This is a genomic window from Pseudomonas sp. DR208, from assembly GCF_019823005.1.
Classification (GTDB): Bacteria; Pseudomonadota; Gammaproteobacteria; order Pseudomonadales; family Pseudomonadaceae; genus Aquipseudomonas; species Aquipseudomonas extremorientalis.
Genome location: NZ_CP081944.1, coordinates 1910380 through 1924304, shown reverse-complemented (window position 1 = coordinate 1924304; position 13925 = coordinate 1910380). Strand labels below are relative to the sequence as shown.

Annotated in this window: 12 protein-coding genes and 1 pseudogene; 4 read left to right on the top strand and 9 right to left on the bottom strand. The window is 61.8% G+C overall.

Features of this window, described 5'->3' with window-relative positions:
• The first annotated feature begins 27 nt into the window (after positions 1–27).
• Both K5K89_RS08515 and K5K89_RS08510 read left to right on the top strand, forming a co-directional pair.
• Positions 28–1359: an IS4 family transposase gene (locus tag K5K89_RS08515; protein WP_371914400.1), complete on the top strand. Its 1332-nt coding sequence runs from the start codon at positions 28–30 to the stop codon at positions 1357–1359.
• 8 nt (positions 1360–1367) lie between these two features.
• Positions 1368–1589 (top strand): annotated as a pseudogene (locus K5K89_RS08510) (DUF2892 domain-containing protein); the annotation flags it as partial.
• Here K5K89_RS08510 and K5K89_RS08505 read toward each other — a convergent pair.
• Both K5K89_RS08505 and K5K89_RS08500 read right to left on the bottom strand, forming a co-directional pair.
• Positions 1586–2806, bottom strand: a complete 1221-nt coding sequence (locus tag K5K89_RS08505) for a hypothetical protein (RefSeq protein ID WP_222541203.1) — start codon at positions 2804–2806, stop codon at positions 1586–1588. The pseudogene K5K89_RS08510 and the gene K5K89_RS08505 sit on opposite strands and share 4 nt — an antisense overlap.
• A 13-nt stretch (positions 2807–2819) precedes the next feature.
• Positions 2820–3269 carry a YcgN family cysteine cluster protein gene (locus tag K5K89_RS08500; protein WP_003172524.1) on the bottom strand — a complete coding sequence of 150 codons (450 nt, stop codon included), beginning with the start codon at positions 3267–3269 and terminating at the stop codon, positions 2820–2822.
• Positions 3270–3423: 154 nt separating this feature from the next.
• Here K5K89_RS08500 and K5K89_RS08495 point away from each other — a divergent pair, with 154 nt between their 5' ends.
• Positions 3424–4008: a nitroreductase family protein gene (locus K5K89_RS08495; protein ID WP_071488980.1), complete on the top strand. Its 585-nt coding sequence runs from the start codon at positions 3424–3426 to the stop codon at positions 4006–4008.
• Between the two features lie 40 nt (positions 4009–4048).
• Here the strand turns inward: K5K89_RS08495 and K5K89_RS08490 are convergent, their stop codons facing one another.
• The 6 genes from K5K89_RS08490 to K5K89_RS08465 all read right to left on the bottom strand — a co-directional run bounded on the left by K5K89_RS08490 (position 4049) and on the right by K5K89_RS08465 (position 11867).
• On the bottom strand, positions 4049–7126 hold the full coding sequence (locus K5K89_RS08490) for a hypothetical protein (protein WP_222541202.1): 3078 nt from the start codon (positions 7124–7126) through the stop codon (positions 4049–4051).
• Between the two features lie 82 nt (positions 7127–7208).
• A complete protein-coding gene (locus K5K89_RS08485; protein WP_222541201.1) occupies positions 7209–8141 on the bottom strand; it encodes a D-2-hydroxyacid dehydrogenase in 933 nt (310 codons plus the stop codon).
• A 108-nt stretch (positions 8142–8249) separates the two neighbouring features.
• Positions 8250–8543: a YcgL domain-containing protein gene (locus K5K89_RS08480; RefSeq protein ID WP_071488977.1), complete on the bottom strand. Its 294-nt coding sequence runs from the start codon at positions 8541–8543 to the stop codon at positions 8250–8252.
• On the bottom strand, positions 8540–9673 hold the full coding sequence (gene rnd / locus K5K89_RS08475; protein ID WP_071488976.1) for a ribonuclease D: 1134 nt from the start codon (positions 9671–9673) through the stop codon (positions 8540–8542). The genes K5K89_RS08480 and rnd overlap by 4 nt, the downstream gene beginning before the upstream one ends.
• 122 nt (positions 9674–9795) lie before the next feature.
• Entirely contained in the window at positions 9796–10395 is a 600-nt protein-coding gene (locus K5K89_RS08470) for a class I SAM-dependent methyltransferase (RefSeq protein ID WP_071488975.1), read from the bottom strand.
• A gap of 101 nt (positions 10396–10496) precedes the next feature.
• Positions 10497–11867 (bottom strand): glutamine synthetase family protein, encoded by a 1371-nt coding sequence (locus K5K89_RS08465; RefSeq protein ID WP_071488974.1) that lies wholly within the window; start codon positions 11865–11867, stop codon positions 10497–10499.
• Positions 11868–12212: 345 nt separating this feature from the next.
• Between K5K89_RS08465 and K5K89_RS08460 the strand changes: the two genes are divergently transcribed.
• Complete coding sequence (locus K5K89_RS08460; RefSeq protein WP_071488973.1) at positions 12213–12983, top strand: transporter substrate-binding domain-containing protein; 771 nt, start codon at positions 12213–12215, stop codon at positions 12981–12983.
• On the opposite strand, the gene cynR is transcribed toward K5K89_RS08460, so the two are convergent.
• Complete coding sequence (cynR, locus tag K5K89_RS08455) at positions 12958–13824, bottom strand: transcriptional regulator CynR (protein ID WP_222541200.1); 867 nt, start codon at positions 13822–13824, stop codon at positions 12958–12960. The two genes, K5K89_RS08460 and cynR, sit on opposite strands and share 26 nt — an antisense overlap.
• Positions 13825–13925: the final 101 nt, after the last annotated feature.

Here is a 13925-nt window from a genome sequence, read left to right as displayed (position 1 = left end):
GTCAGACTCCTGGCATCGGATTTTTTTATGCCCATTCAGCAGCAGTTGCTCGACCTCGGCGATCTCTTCAACTTTTCTGACCTGAGCACCTTCACTCAGAACATCCCAATCGAGTGGGTAGCGAGTGCGCTGAACCTCTCGGTGCAAGCCACCATACGGCGGCGCCGCTTGCCGAGTGACCAAGTTCTTTGGCTGGTTCTGGGCATGGCTTTGTTTCGTGATGAGCCCGTCCACGAGGTCGCCAGGCGTTTGAATATCTGCGCGCAAGGCTTGGCTTCTGATCAGTTGCTGGCTCGAAGCGGAGTAACTGAAGCTCGCAAACGGCTAGGCGCTGACCCCGTCGAATCGCTGTTCCGTCAGACCGGTAAGCATTGGGGCAACGAGCGCTATGAGGCAGATGACTGGAACGGTCTACAAGTCTTCGCGGTGGACGGTGCATTGCTGCGAACCCCTGATTCACCCGAGCTCAGAGAGCATTTTGGCTCCGGCAATACCGGCACCGACCGTCAGACTCCGTTTCCGATGCTGCGGCTCGTTGCGCTGATGAATGTCCGCTCGCATGTCATCCTCGATGCGCAGCTCAGCCCTTTTCGGGGCAGTGAAATGCGGTTGGCCGAAACGTTTCTGGGGCAAATTCCAGACAATTCAATCACCTTGTTCGACAAAGGCTTCTGGGGCGCGGATCTACTGCTAAGCGTGGTTGGCGGCGGTGCGAACCGACACTGGCTGACACCTGCTCGCAAGAATTTGGTCATGGAGGAAGTGGAGCGCTACGGCGAGCATGATCGTCTTGTGCGGATGAAAGTTTCTCCTCAGGCACGCAAACGAAATCCTGAGCTGCCCTTGAGTTGGGAAGTGCGTGAAGTTAGCTATGAAAGCCATGGGAAAGTGAGGTCGCTGCTTACCTCTCTGCCTGTCGAGGGCTATGACACAGCAGCTGTAGCTGAGCTGTACCTGGAGCGGTGGGAAATTGAGCTGGGCTTCAGGGATATCAAAAGCTCGATGCAACAGAACGCGGTAACGCTGCGCAGTAAGAAGGTCGAGCTGATTTATCAGGAGGTCTGGGGGCTTTTGCTGGCTTACAACATTATTCGTCGGGAGGCCAGCCAGGCCGCTGTAGCATTCGGCCGCGCACCTTCAGATATACGGTTCAAGCCAGCCTGCCAGTACATAGCGGTACAGTTGATCGTGATGGCAGCAGCGAACCCGGTATCAGCAACAGGAAGGAGGCTAAGCGAGCTGAGGGGAGGAGTAGGAGGAATGTTTCTGGATCACCGCCCAAGGCCAGGAAGGCCAAGGACGGTGAAGATTTCCAAAACCCGGTACCCAGTGGACCGTAAGGCTGCTCCGCTTAAGTGAACAGCATTATGCGCCGGGGCGGGATTTTCGGCCTGATCCAGGTGGCGATTGGCGGCGTGGCGCTGGCCCGTGGTTTCACCGGGCACAGTTCGCTCAAAGACAAGCTGGAGCAGGGCCGCCAGGAAATGAACAGCGTGCGTACGAAGATCGAGCGCGCCGGCGCAGAGTTGAAGAACTTGAAGACCAAGGCCGAAGTGGCGGCCGAGAAGGCCACCAAAACCAGCGTCTAACGTAGCAGCTTACTGTCCAGCACCACCGACGACTCGCCGATGATGCTTTCAGCCAACTGCACAAACTCCGCCGTGGTGATGCGGCTGGCCCGCATCACCGCTTGCGTCAGGTCATCCAGCGACCGCTTGTTATGAGTCTTCACGCGGATCTCGCGATCCAGCTCCTGCAGCAGCACCACCGCCCGTGACACTGTCGCGCCGCTGACGTGCTCGCCACGCAGGCTGGTCACATCCTTGCCTTCCTTCGCCAAGCGCGCCTGTATCGCCTGGTAACGCTCATCGGTGATGCCGCCGGCGCGGCGCAGCAGCTCGATGGCGTAATACTCGCCCAAGCCCTCGCTGATCCAATCACTGGTGTCGTGATCGTTGAAACGCCCTACCGCCTGCACCACTTCACGAATCAGCGGGCTGCCGCCGTTTTCGCTGACCAGCGGCGTGCGGCTGTTGAGGTAGATCGAGTCATGCGCCGAAAACGCACCACGGCGCATCGGGTCGCTGGCGCCGACCACCAGCAGCTTGGCCGGGTGACGCGGGAACGCCGTTTCCACCTGCGGCCAGACGAAGGTCAGCAACGTCAGCACATCCATACGGCGCATGGCCTGGCCCTTGGGCGAAGCCACGGTGACGTCGGTTTCGCCCAGGCGTACGCGACGACTGCCAAGGTTGCCGGCAAGCATCCAGCCGGTGGGCCGGTCGAACAGGCGCGACACATTGTCGATGCGGAACTTGTTCTTGCCGATTCGGGGCCAGGCGGTTTCGACGCTTTTCCAGCCGGGCGGCAGTTCAAACACCAGGCGCGAGACCAACTCGACGCCGTCCTGCTGGTCGAGCCGCGCCGTCGGCACCAGGTCATCGCCGCGAAACAGCGCCCAGCTTGGTGTCATCCGCGCTTCATAGATACCCGGCTTGCGCGCGTGGGTGAGGCGCACGCGGTAGGTCAAGCTGGCCTTGTCGGCGCTGGGTTGCCACAGGCCACGGTGTTCCTTGACGCTCCACTGGCCGTCGGCCTTGAAGTCGCTGTAGTCGCCGTCGCGACCCAGGTCGAAGTTCAGGCTGCGCACCGCCGAGCCCTGGGACAGGCTCAGGCGTACCTCGGCCTGATCGCTCTGGGGCAGCAGTTTGACGTGATAATCCAGGTCGACTTTCTTCGCGCACCATCCAGGCTGACTCAGTACCAACAACACCAGGCTCGCCGCCAGCTTGGTTCGCACCCTCATACACACTCCCCTTTCAGCCCGCGCGGAAAATCAGGTAATCCTCCCAGTCGTCCTCGGGCACGCTGCCTTCGCTGAGCATGCGCCCGGACTGGGAAATGCGTTCATGGTGCACGGCATCACGGTCGCCGCACACCAAGTGGTGCCACAACGGCAAGTCCTTGCGCTCGCTGACCAGGCGGTAACCGCAGGTGGGTGGCAGCCATTTGAACTGGTCGGCCTGGCCCGGGGTGAGCTGGATGCAATCGGGCACCGATGCACGACGGTTGGGGTAGTCGGTGCACTGGCAGGTCTTGAGATCGAGCAGTTTGCAGGCGATACGCGTGTAATAGACGCTGTTGTCATCTTCATCTTCAAGCTTTTGCAGGCAGCACAGGCCACAGCCGTCGCACAACGACTCCCACTCCTCCTGGTCGAGGTGTTCGAGGGTTTTGCGTATCCAGAAAGGTTCGACTTTGGCGGCCATGGCTCTACATCAGTATCGGTAGGTGAAAAGGCCGCCAGTCTAGTGCCCACGGCTGCGGGATCCAAGCGCTTACGACTGGCGGTGTTACAACACTTGTCAGTCTAGTGGCTGCGCAGTAGCTTTGAGGGCCGAATTGACGATCAGGAACTGCTCCATGACACGTGTTGCCGACTATCCGATCCACACCCAGTTCACCGACCGCTGGTCGCCTCGCGCCTTCACCGGCGAGAGCATCTCCAAGGAAACCCTGCTGAGCTTCTTCGAAGCCGCACGCTGGGCCCCTTCCGCCTACAACTCGCAACCCTGGCGTTTTCTCTATGCGCGCCGCGACACGCCGGACTGGGAGCGCTTCCTGGGTTTGCTGAATGAATTCAACCGTGGCTGGGCGCAACATGCGTCGGCCCTGGTGATCATCGCCTCGAAAACCGACTTCACCGCCCCCGGCGCCACGGAGGAAACCCCGGCGCTGTGGCACACCTTCGACACCGGTTCCGCCTGGGGCCACCTGGCGCTGCAGGCCAGCCTCAGCGGTTGGCACACCCACGGCATGGCCGGCTTCGATCAGGAACTGACCCGCAAAGAGCTGAAGATCCCGGAGGGCTATGCGCTGCATGCCGCCGTGGCGGTTGGCAAGCTGGGGGACAAATCGACTTTGCCCGAGTACCTGCAAAGCCGTGAAGCGCCAAGCCCACGCAAGCCACTGAGCGAGTTGGTGTCCGAAGGTGACTTCAGCCTGTAGCGCCCGGTGAACACTGCCCCCGAGGGGGCAGTTGTGCGATCTACGCGATCAGCTGACGGAACTGCGCCCTGAGCTTGTCGGCGTCACGCAGGAAGTCATCCCGGTGTATCGCAAACGTCGACTCATCAAAGTGCAGGACATCCTTGGGCGGAAAGTCGAAATCCACCGGGTAGACTTTGTTTTCCTTCGCCGAATACATGAAGTTGGACAACTGCACATCGTTGGGAAACATCTCTTTCTTCTGCAGGTCCGCCAACATCTGATCGAGTGCCTGCTGTGCTTTTTTCGGCAAACTGCGCGGCGCAATGGCATCCAGCGCGACTCCGTCGATCTTTTTCATTTTTATATAGCCGCGGCCGTTTTCGAACAGCGTCATGGCAAACCCTTCGCCGTGATACTCATTCAGGCAAGCCGCTTGCCGCTCGAAGTAATCAGGCACTTTTACATGACCCGGCTTCCGGGTTTCCTTATAGACATGAATGCCGTCGAGACTTTCATAAAGACGGCTCTCGGAGCCCCCGCCCATCATCCGCCCCAGGTCTGATGCAACGCTGGGCGGGTTCCCACCCCTTGCCCCCAAGCGCATCCACTGGTCGCCCTGCACATGCTGCACCAGCAGCGGGGTCTGCCGATTGGCACTGTAGATGCGCGCCTGGACCACGCCTTCAGGCGTGCGGGTGACTTCACGCACTTCATAGACCGCCGCCTGGCCACTGCTGTCGATATGCCGGATATGCGCGGTGTGCCCATCCGCCGCCCTATACACGCCCTGGCTGTTGCGCGTGCGCCCGGCAAGGTTGGATTCAGACACCCTGTACTCGCGAAACAGCGTGTTGCTCAGCTCACGGCCAGGCGCAACTTCAACGGTGGCAATAGCACCGTCCACAGCGCGCGCTTTGGCGGCGAAGTCTTCCAGCGGGCTGCCATAGGCCTGCATCCGGTCCGCATCAAAGCTATACCACTTGCCGTCCTTGAGCACCGCGCCGCCTTCCACTGTCTGGCCGGCCACCTTGAATGTCCCGGTGGCGGCCACGCCATGCTGTTGGCTCGCGGCCTTCAGCACGTCATAGCTTGCGCTGCGCCCCGTAAGCTTATTGAGGCCCCGTAATCCCAGGCGGCCGCCCTTGTACAACAGCCAGCCGCTTCCCACCACCAGATCCCCAAGCCCCGCCGCCGGGTTAAAGGTTTCAATGGCTGTCAGGCCAACAAAACGCAGCGCTTTCGACAGTCCGCGAATGCTGGTCACCCCCTTGGAAAAGGCTTTGCCGGCCTGCGCGGCCTTGCCGGCCCCCAAGGTCAACAGACCGACCACATCCAGCGCCAGATCAAAGGCTCCCTCACCATAGTTACCCTTGATGAAGTTGACGATGGCCGACCTGAACGGGATCAGGTTCAAGAAGAACTCCCCGACAGCCTGGTTGGTGGCGCGGTTTTCATCGTAGGAGGTGACACCTCTGGCATACGCCAACACGTCTTCGTTTTTCAAGTCCAGGGACCTGGCGAACACTTCGCCGATGGCATCGAATCGGCTGCCACTGGTCCCTTGTGCCGGACTCAAGGTGTCAAAGAGCACGGTTTTACTGACGACGTTCGCGGTCCTGGACTCCATGTTCCTGGCGGTGTAAGGCTCCGTATAGCGCCCCCTCAAGTAATTCTGTTTTTGTATCGTGCCGCTGCGCGTATCAATCTCATAGACGTTGACCTCCCCACCCCGCGTTGTCTTGACATGCAGGGTATGCCCGCGCGTCTTGAGGGCCAGCGGGGTAAGGAAATCCATGGCCATGGTGTATTCGTTGGTATGGAAGAACTCGAGCTTGCCGTGCTTGAAGTTGTTCCTGTCTTCCTGCGGCAAGGTGGAAACGAGGTAACTGGCCAGGCCCTTGTGCCCGTCTTCATGGGCTTGGATAGCCAGGTCATACTGGCGCTTGAAATCCTCGGCCACCTTGAAGGTACCGCCTTCATACAGGTGGCAGAACCGTTTGACCGGGATGCGGGGATTCTTGGAGATCCAATGCTCTTCGTGGCCCAGCGGCGCACCCTCCATCACGATATCGAGCATGGAATGCATGCCCGGAAAGAGCCCAGGACGTCCCGGCCTCAGCCAGGCTTTCTGGATATCACGGATCTCGAACACACTCGGGTCCACACCGGGGAAGCATTCCTGGAGTCGGGCCAGGGCCATCGCCCGGCGACTGGGAATCTCGGTCTGCACGGCGGCGCTGGCTTTCATCAGCGTGCTCAATTGGCTGTTGTAGGCGATGCGCGCGCGTTCCAGGTCACTGTCGGTCAACGTCGATGAGCCATCGAGCACGCCACTGGCCACTGCCCAGTCGGTCAACGCCTTACGCTGCACATGCTGGCTATCCAAACGGTCAGAACCGGTCTGTCCGGCCTTCGCCAGGACTTCGGTATAACTCATAGTGGGCGTGGCCCCAGGCGAATCGGCTTCGACCCTGGCGACCGCCATCGCCAGTTGCACCCAGATGAGGCTGCCGTAAGTCACATTGGCGGGGATGCCCTTGACCAGAAACTCGGGAGCCCTCAAGGCAAGGAGCAAGCGCGCCGCAAATGTCGCGGTTTGAGGCGTTGCCCGTCCTTGTTCGACCAGATGGGCACCCACGCCTTCGATCACCACTGAAGCTGGCTGCCCCCGGTAGCCGCTTTGCCCCTGGATAAATCCGTGGATCGAGTTCAGCGGATCCAGCCCTAGCTGGAGAGCGGCGATCACGTAATCCTGGTTGCTCGCGTCTGTCGGCAAACCGCCGAGTTCACTCTGGATGACCTGCTTCAGTGCCTGAGCTTTGGGCGAAGCCAGCAGTTTTTGCAGGGCAAGTGCCAGGGTTTTCAAGTCGGTGTTGGTCACCGCGCTACCGCTGAGCAAATCCCCCAGCACGCCTATGCGACTGTCCGGCATCAGGTCGAGGATGGCTTGCCGCTGCGATTCAGTCAGCGGAACCGGCCAGGAGAGCGCTCCGCCGAAATTACCCAGTACGGGAGCAGGTGCCGGTGCGGCCGCAGCTGTTTCACTTGGACCGGTGACGGCCGGGAGGGGAGTATTCACATTGCCCGCTTGAACAAGCGGGGCAGAAACGCGGTGAGCAGCGTCGATAGCGGTCATGATGTTCAGCTGTCCGTGGCCAAGAAGTCACTCTTGGTGCTGGAACCTGGCAAAACGGTTCCAGCGGGACGGTGAAGCGTGATCAGTAACCGCGGTCGAAATCCACTTCCCCACGCAATGCGTTCTTGGCCTGGTACGCCCGCAGGTTTTGCACAAACAGTTCCACCATCAATTCCGGCGAGGTCGGCGCGGAACTGTGCCCGGTCAGCAACAGCCCCCAGGCGGTCCAGAACGGATGACGCTGCGGCAACGGCTCCTGGCGGCACACATCGATCACCGCACCGGCCAGGTGCCCTTCCTTCAAGGCTTCGACCAGGTCGGCATCCACCACCGCCACCCCGCGTCCGACGTTGATAAACAGCCCGGTCGGCTTGAATTGCTTGAACAGCGACGCGTCGTACAGGTCGTGGGTGCTCGGCGTGTTGGGCAGCAGGTTGATCACGTAGTCCACCTCGCCCACCAGACGACCCAACTGGTCGAGCCCGGCCACCTCGATAAACGGCGCCTGCTCACGTGCAGTACTGGCGATACCGTACAGTTTCACGCCAAACGGCACGAGAAACTCGGCAACACTCTGGCCGATATCGCCGGTGCCGACAATCAACGCCTTGCGCCCGGCCAGACTCTGGCCCATGCGGTTGTCCCATTTGCGCTCGACCTGGCTCACCAGGCGCGCCAGTACTTCGCGCTCGTGGCCGAGCATGTAGGTGAGCACGAATTCAGCCATGACCTGGCCAAAGATACCCACGGCACGGGTCAGTCGATAATCCCGCGGCAGGCCCTCGGCCAGCAGCGGGGTGATACCGGCCCAGGTCGATTGCAGCCATTGCGGGTGATGGCCCTGGCGCAGCAGCGTCGCCAGCAGGTCCGGCTGGCCCAGCCATACCGGGCAATCGGCGGCCAGGCGCGACAACTCGGCCGAGTCGCCGCTGGTCAGCACTTCAAGCTCCGGTGCCGCTTCGCCGAGCAATTGGGCGTAGAGCGGGTGATCCTGTTCAGCAATCAGAACACGCATGCATAAAACCTTTCAAAAACAGTACGGACGGCCGCCCGCATCCTTACGGCCACCGCCCACTTATACGATTCCATTGAAGCGAGTGTCCCGGATGGGGGCACCGGTCGATCACATCGGGTCGTTGCGGCGCAGCAGCTCTTCGGGCAAGTGTTCGATGTACTCGTCCTCGGCCGGTGGCATTTGCAGGTGGTAGCCCTGTTTGTCGAGGTTTTCCAGGACTTGCACGATGTCTTCCTGTTGCAGCTTGCGCTCGGGCGTCAGCACCAGGTCAAACGCGTGGGCCGGCTTGCCGAAAATCGTGATCAGCGCTTCAGGCACACGTTCAAGGGCATCGCTCTTGAGCACATAGAGGTACATACCGGTGCGTTTGGAGCTGCGGTAGATGGAGCAAATACGTTTCAAGGCTGTTCTCCGGCGGTGGCCAGGCTGTCGAGCAGCGCCTGGCCCATCAACTCGCGGCGCCAGCCACGCAGCGAGTCTGGCAATTGGTAAGGCCCATCGGGGTAGCCACTCTTGACCAGGGCTTCGAGGGTTTTCTTGCGCAGCATCAGTTCCGGCGCCATGTCCAGGCGTTCGGCCTCAGCCTGGCCAAGGGCGCGCAGTTGCTTGATCAGTGCGGCGGCATCCACCGGCAAAGGCTCGGCAACGGCGGGCGGCCATTGGTCCATGGGCACGCTGCCGGCACGCTTGATCAGGTCCAGCAGGAACTGGCCGTCCTGACGCACGGTACGCGGGTGCATGTCTTCGATCTTGCCCAGGGCGGCGAGGTTATCCGGCTGGGATTTGGCCAGGGGCCACAGCGAGTGTTCGCGAATGATGCGGTTGCGCGGCAAGTCACGCGCGCGGGCTTGCTGCTCGCGCCAGGCGCACAGTTCACGCAGCACGGCGAGCTGGGCGCGGGACAGTTTCCACGCCAGCTTGGCGTCGCGGTACACCTCGTACGGGTCGACTTCGCGGCGCAGGTTGGCGACCAGCTCGGCACCGTCTTCCAGGACCCAGGCGTACTTGTCGTCGGACAGTTGCGGACGCAGCCGCGTATAGACCTCGGCCAAGTGCACCGCGTCTTCGGCGGCGTAGCTGATCTGGGTCTCGGACAATGGCCGCTGCAGCCAGTCCGAACGGGTCTCGCCCTTGGGCAGCTCGATGTCCAGCACGGCTTGCACCAGGCGCGAGTAGCCCATGGAGAAACCGAGGTTCAGGTAAGCCGCCGCCAATTGGGTGTCGAACAACGGCGCGGGCAGGCTGCCGGTCAGGCGCAGCAACACTTCGAGGTCTTCGCTGCAGGCATGCAGCACCTTGATCACCGCCGGGTTCTCCAGCAGCGCAGCCAGGGGTTGCCAGTTGTCGATGGTCAGGGGATCGATCAGGTAAGCGCGCACGCCATCACCGATCTGGATCAGCCCGGCAATGGGGTAAAAGGTGTCGACCCGCATGAATTCGGTGTCGAGGGCGACGAATGGCAACTGCTGCCATTCGGCGCAATGCTGGCCGAGGCTATCGTTGTCGCAGATCCAGTGAATATCGATGGCCACACGGCTCTCCCTTGAAGAATGGCGCGCAGTATATATCGCGAAAGGGGCTAGCGAGCATCCGCAGTGCACAGCCGACCATGAAAACTCAGACAGGAGATGAAGAATAGTCCTACATGCGGGAGTTATCCTCTCTTACGAAGAACGTAGACCCGCCACAGGTTGGAGCCCGGCATGAACTCGTGATGGCTCAGGACCTTGAAACCGGCCTGGCGGAACTCGTCCTCAACGCTGGTACGAGAAGGCACAGAGACAATCACCGAGTCGCGGCTGACCCGATGAAACTCGCGCAGCAACGCCTGGCGCCCTTCACTGCCGGGCACATGGCGAAACAATTCCAGGCAGAAAATGCAGTCCACCGCATTCGCCGACAAACCGATGGAAAACGCCGACCCCTGGAATGTCTTGACCCGCTTGAGCAATGCCGCCGGATGGTGGGTAAGCGCGTGGTCGAGCATGTCCTGGGAGTTGTCCGACGCCAGGATAACCCGGTTGACGTGTTCGGCCAGCACCGGCCAGAAGCGCCCCGACCCGCAGGCCAGGTCGAGGATCAGGCCCGGCTCACCCGCAACTTTCAAGGCCTGACGCACCAACCACTCACTGCGCCAGGCCGCCAGGCGCTGCGTCAGCCCGGGCGGGCGCGTGTCGCCGCAGACCCTGGCGTGCTCACGGCCGCAGCGCTCGGCGTATTCAATCTCGATGGAGGAAGGCGTGTGTGGCGACATCGCGGGCTCATATGGGTGAAACGGCTGTGAACGACCTTGATTCGCAGCTTAACCAGCGCAACGTGAAAAAAAGGTCGAAACCGTGATTGCCACCCAATCGATCATGCCTGATGCAAATACCACCGCCAGTCTTGCTCCCCGACCTCGCCCATGAACTGGCGGTATTCGGCGCGTTTTACCGCCAGGTACACGCCAAGGAACTCACTGCCAAACGCTTCCCGTGCCCAACTGGAAGCCTCCAGTGCGCGCAGGGTGGTGAGCCAGTCGGTGGGCAGCAGCGCCTTGGCCTGGGCATAGCCGTTGCCTTCCACCGGGGCGCCGGGGTCACGTTGCTCACGGATGCCGCGATGGATCCCGGCCAGGATCGCGGCGGCAGCCAGGTAGGGATTGGCGTCGGCACCGCAGATACGGTGTTCGATATGCCGCGAATTGGCCGGCCCGCCCGGCACCCGCAGGCTGACGGTGCGGTTGTCCACCCCCCAGGTGGCGGCCAGCGGCGCGTAGCTGTTGGTCTGGAAACGCCGGTAGGAGTTGGCGTTGGGACAGAACATCAGCAATGAGTCGAGCAAGGTACTGAGCATGCCGCCCACTGCCTGGCGCAACAGCGGTGTGCCATCAGCGGCCTCGCTGGCGAACAGGTTATGGCCCTCGGCGTCCGCCAGGCTCACGTGCATGTGCATACCGGTGCCAGCCAGGTCGTCGAACGGCTTGGCCATGAAGCACGCGGTCATCCCGTGTCTATGCGCCACGCCCTTGACCAGGCGTTTGTAGCGCACCGCTTCGTCCATGGCTTGCAGGGCATCGGTGCGATGTTCCAGGGTGATCTCCACCTGGCCCGGCGCGTATTCGGAAATGGCGGTGCGCGCCGGAATACCTTGCAGCTTGCAGGCGCTGTAGAGGTCGGCCAGGAATGGCTCGATCTGCTCCAGTTCGCGCAGGCCATAGACCTGGGTCGAGCGCGGTCGCCCGCCGTCCACATCGCGTGCCGGTTGCGGATGGCCATTGGCGTCAGGCTTCTGGTCAAGCAGGTAGAACTCCAACTCGGCCGCCATCACCGGGTAGTAACCGTCGGCCTTGAGCCCGTCGATCACCTTGGCCAGCAGGTGCCGTGGGTCGGCCACGGTGGCAGGCAGGCCTTCGGTGGGGTGCATGCTGACTTGCACCGCCGCAGTGGGGATCAGCCGCCACGGCATGCGCTGCAGACTGCCGCTGATCGGGTAGGCGCGGCAGTCGATATCGCCCACCTCCCAGACCAGCCCGGAGTTTTCCACGTCGTCGCCGTTGATGGTCAGGCCGAGGATGGTGCTGGGCAAAGGCCGCCCGCTCTCGTACACCGCCAGCAGTTCGTCGCGGTGCAGCCACTTGCCGCGTGGCACGCCATTATTGTCGAGGATAAACAGCTCGAACATCTCGATGTCCGGGTGTTGTTCAAGGAAAGACTGGGCTTCCTGCAGGCAGGCAAAAACACTCATGGGCATTCTCATACGTAGGGGTCGGGCAGGCGCGCAGGTGCACGCCATCGAACGGGATGGATCAACGTAGGAATGCGGTATCTGGTGGGCGGGCGTGCCGGCAGTGGAACAGGGCCCAGAACGCGAGGGCGGACGGCAGTTTCGCGGAGTGAGTGTCGGAGGAGCCGTCCATGCGGGGATCACAGTGCAAGAGATAACTACCAGCGTCACACGCCGGCACAGGGCAATTAAATTCAGGGTTGACGGAGTTTGGTTGCAACTTGGCTAAACATTCAGCGTGCCTTGCCACCCTGCCCCACGCTGGAAATAATGGCCGCCCCGACCATGCCCCAAGGACTCGACCGCATGAAAGCTCTTTTCGCCCTGTGTGTACTCGGCCTGGCCACCAGCGCCGTGGCCGACACCGCGCCCTCGCGCCTTGACCAGGTGCTCGAGCGCGGCACACTCACCGTCTGCACCACCGGTGACTACAAGCCCTACACCTCGCTGCGCGCCGACGGCACCTATGAAGGCATCGACATTGCCATGGCCGAATCCCTGGCCAAGAGCCTCAACGCCAAGATCCACTGGGTGCCCACCACCTGGAAAAGCCTGATGCCGGACTTCCTCGCCCAGCGCTGCGACATCGCCGTGGGCGGCATTTCGGTGTCCCTGGAGCGCCAGAAAAAAGCCTTCTTCAGCCAGGCCCTCGGCGTCGACGGCAAGATCCCCCTGGTGCGCTGTGCCGACGTGCAGCGTTACCAGAGTGTCGAGCAGATCAACCAGCCGAATGTGCGCGTGATCGAACCGGCGGGCGGCACCAACGAAGTGTTTGCCCGTGCCCATCTGGGCCAGGCGCAAATCCGTTTGCACGACAACGTGACCATCTTTGACGAACTGCTGGCCGGCAAGGCCGACGTGATGATCACCGACGCCAGCGAAGCGCGCTACCAGCAAAAGCTCAAGCCCGGGCTGTGCGCGGTCAACCCGGAACGGCAGATGCAATACAGCGAGAAAGCCTTCCTGCTGCCCCGCGATGACGTGGCGTGGAAGAGCTACGTCGACCAGTGGCTGCACCTGAGCGTCGCCACCGGCGTGTACGACGGCATCGTCAACCAGTGGCTGGCGGCGCCTTGATCAACGCGACAAAGGCCCGGCACGCGGCGCTGCGATAGGCGCCCCGGCGACTGAGCAGTGCCACATTGCGTTGCGGTAACGCAGGTTCAACGGCGACCGCGCGCAACTCCGGCTGGGCCTGGGCAATCGCGCTGGGCAGGATGGTTGCCAGGTGGGTGTTGCGCACGATTTCGATGATCGCACTGATGGAGTTGGCCTCCATCGCAATCAACGGCTTTACCCCTTGCTCGCGGCAATAGCCATCGATGTAGCGCCGCGTCGCAAAGCCTGAGTTGAGCAATACCATCGGCTGCTCCAGCCACTGCCGGTCTTCCCCCCCTGGATGGCCGGCCCCCACCACCACGCTCAACGCTTCGGCAAACAGCCCTTCGCACTCGATGTCCGGCAGATGCTCGCCGGTAAAACCGATGCCGATATCCAGCAGGTCCTCGGTGAGCGCGGTTTCCATGCGATCCTGGGTCAATTCTTCGATGCTCAGGGTGATTCCCGGATACAGGGCGTTGAACCGCGTCAACAAAGGGCCGATCAGGTACGCGGTGAAGGTAGGCGTCATCGCCAGGCGCAGGCTGCCCCGGCTCAAGTCCTGCACGTCATGCATGGCCCGCGTGCCAGCCTGCAGGTCCTGCAAGGCCAGGCGCGCAAAGCGCACATAGGCGGCGCCGGCATCGGTGAGGCTGACACTGCGCCCGGAGCGGTCCAGCAACGGCGCGCCGAGGGTGTCTTCCAGCTGTTTGATCTGTTGCGACAAGGTCGGCTGCGACACGTGCAGCGCCTCGGCAGCGCGGGTGAAATTACGGTGCTCGGCAACGGCCAGCAGGTAACGGATATGGCGCAACAGCATCGGCGGCCCTCCAGCTATAGGCATGACTTATAGAAACCATAATAAGCCGGTCTTGGACGCTATAGCTGAAAACTTCCATCCTTGCCCCATCAGCGACGCAA

Coding starts and splice junctions, on each gene's coding strand:
- K5K89_RS08465 (WP_071488974.1), bottom strand. CDS start 11,867: ATGAGTGTTTTTGCCTGCCTGCAGGAAGCCCAGTCTTTCCTTGAACAA.
- K5K89_RS08515 (WP_371914400.1), top strand. CDS start 28: ATGCCCATTCAGCAGCAGTTGCTCGACCTCGGCGATCTCTTCAACTTT.
- K5K89_RS08495 (WP_071488980.1), top strand. CDS start 3,424: ATGACACGTGTTGCCGACTATCCGATCCACACCCAGTTCACCGACCGC.
- K5K89_RS08485 (WP_222541201.1), bottom strand. CDS start 8,141: ATGCGTGTTCTGATTGCTGAACAGGATCACCCGCTCTACGCCCAATTG.
- K5K89_RS08490 (WP_222541202.1), bottom strand. CDS start 7,126: ATGACCGCTATCGACGCTGCTCACCGCGTTTCTGCCCCGCTTGTTCAA.
- K5K89_RS08500 (WP_003172524.1), bottom strand. CDS start 3,269: ATGGCCGCCAAAGTCGAACCTTTCTGGATACGCAAAACCCTCGAACAC.
- K5K89_RS08470 (WP_071488975.1), bottom strand. CDS start 10,395: ATGTCGCCACACACGCCTTCCTCCATCGAGATTGAATACGCCGAGCGC.
- K5K89_RS08460 (WP_071488973.1), top strand. CDS start 12,213: ATGAAAGCTCTTTTCGCCCTGTGTGTACTCGGCCTGGCCACCAGCGCC.
- cynR (WP_222541200.1), bottom strand. CDS start 13,824: ATGCTGTTGCGCCATATCCGTTACCTGCTGGCCGTTGCCGAGCACCGT.
- K5K89_RS08505 (WP_222541203.1), bottom strand. CDS start 2,806: ATGAGGGTGCGAACCAAGCTGGCGGCGAGCCTGGTGTTGTTGGTACTG.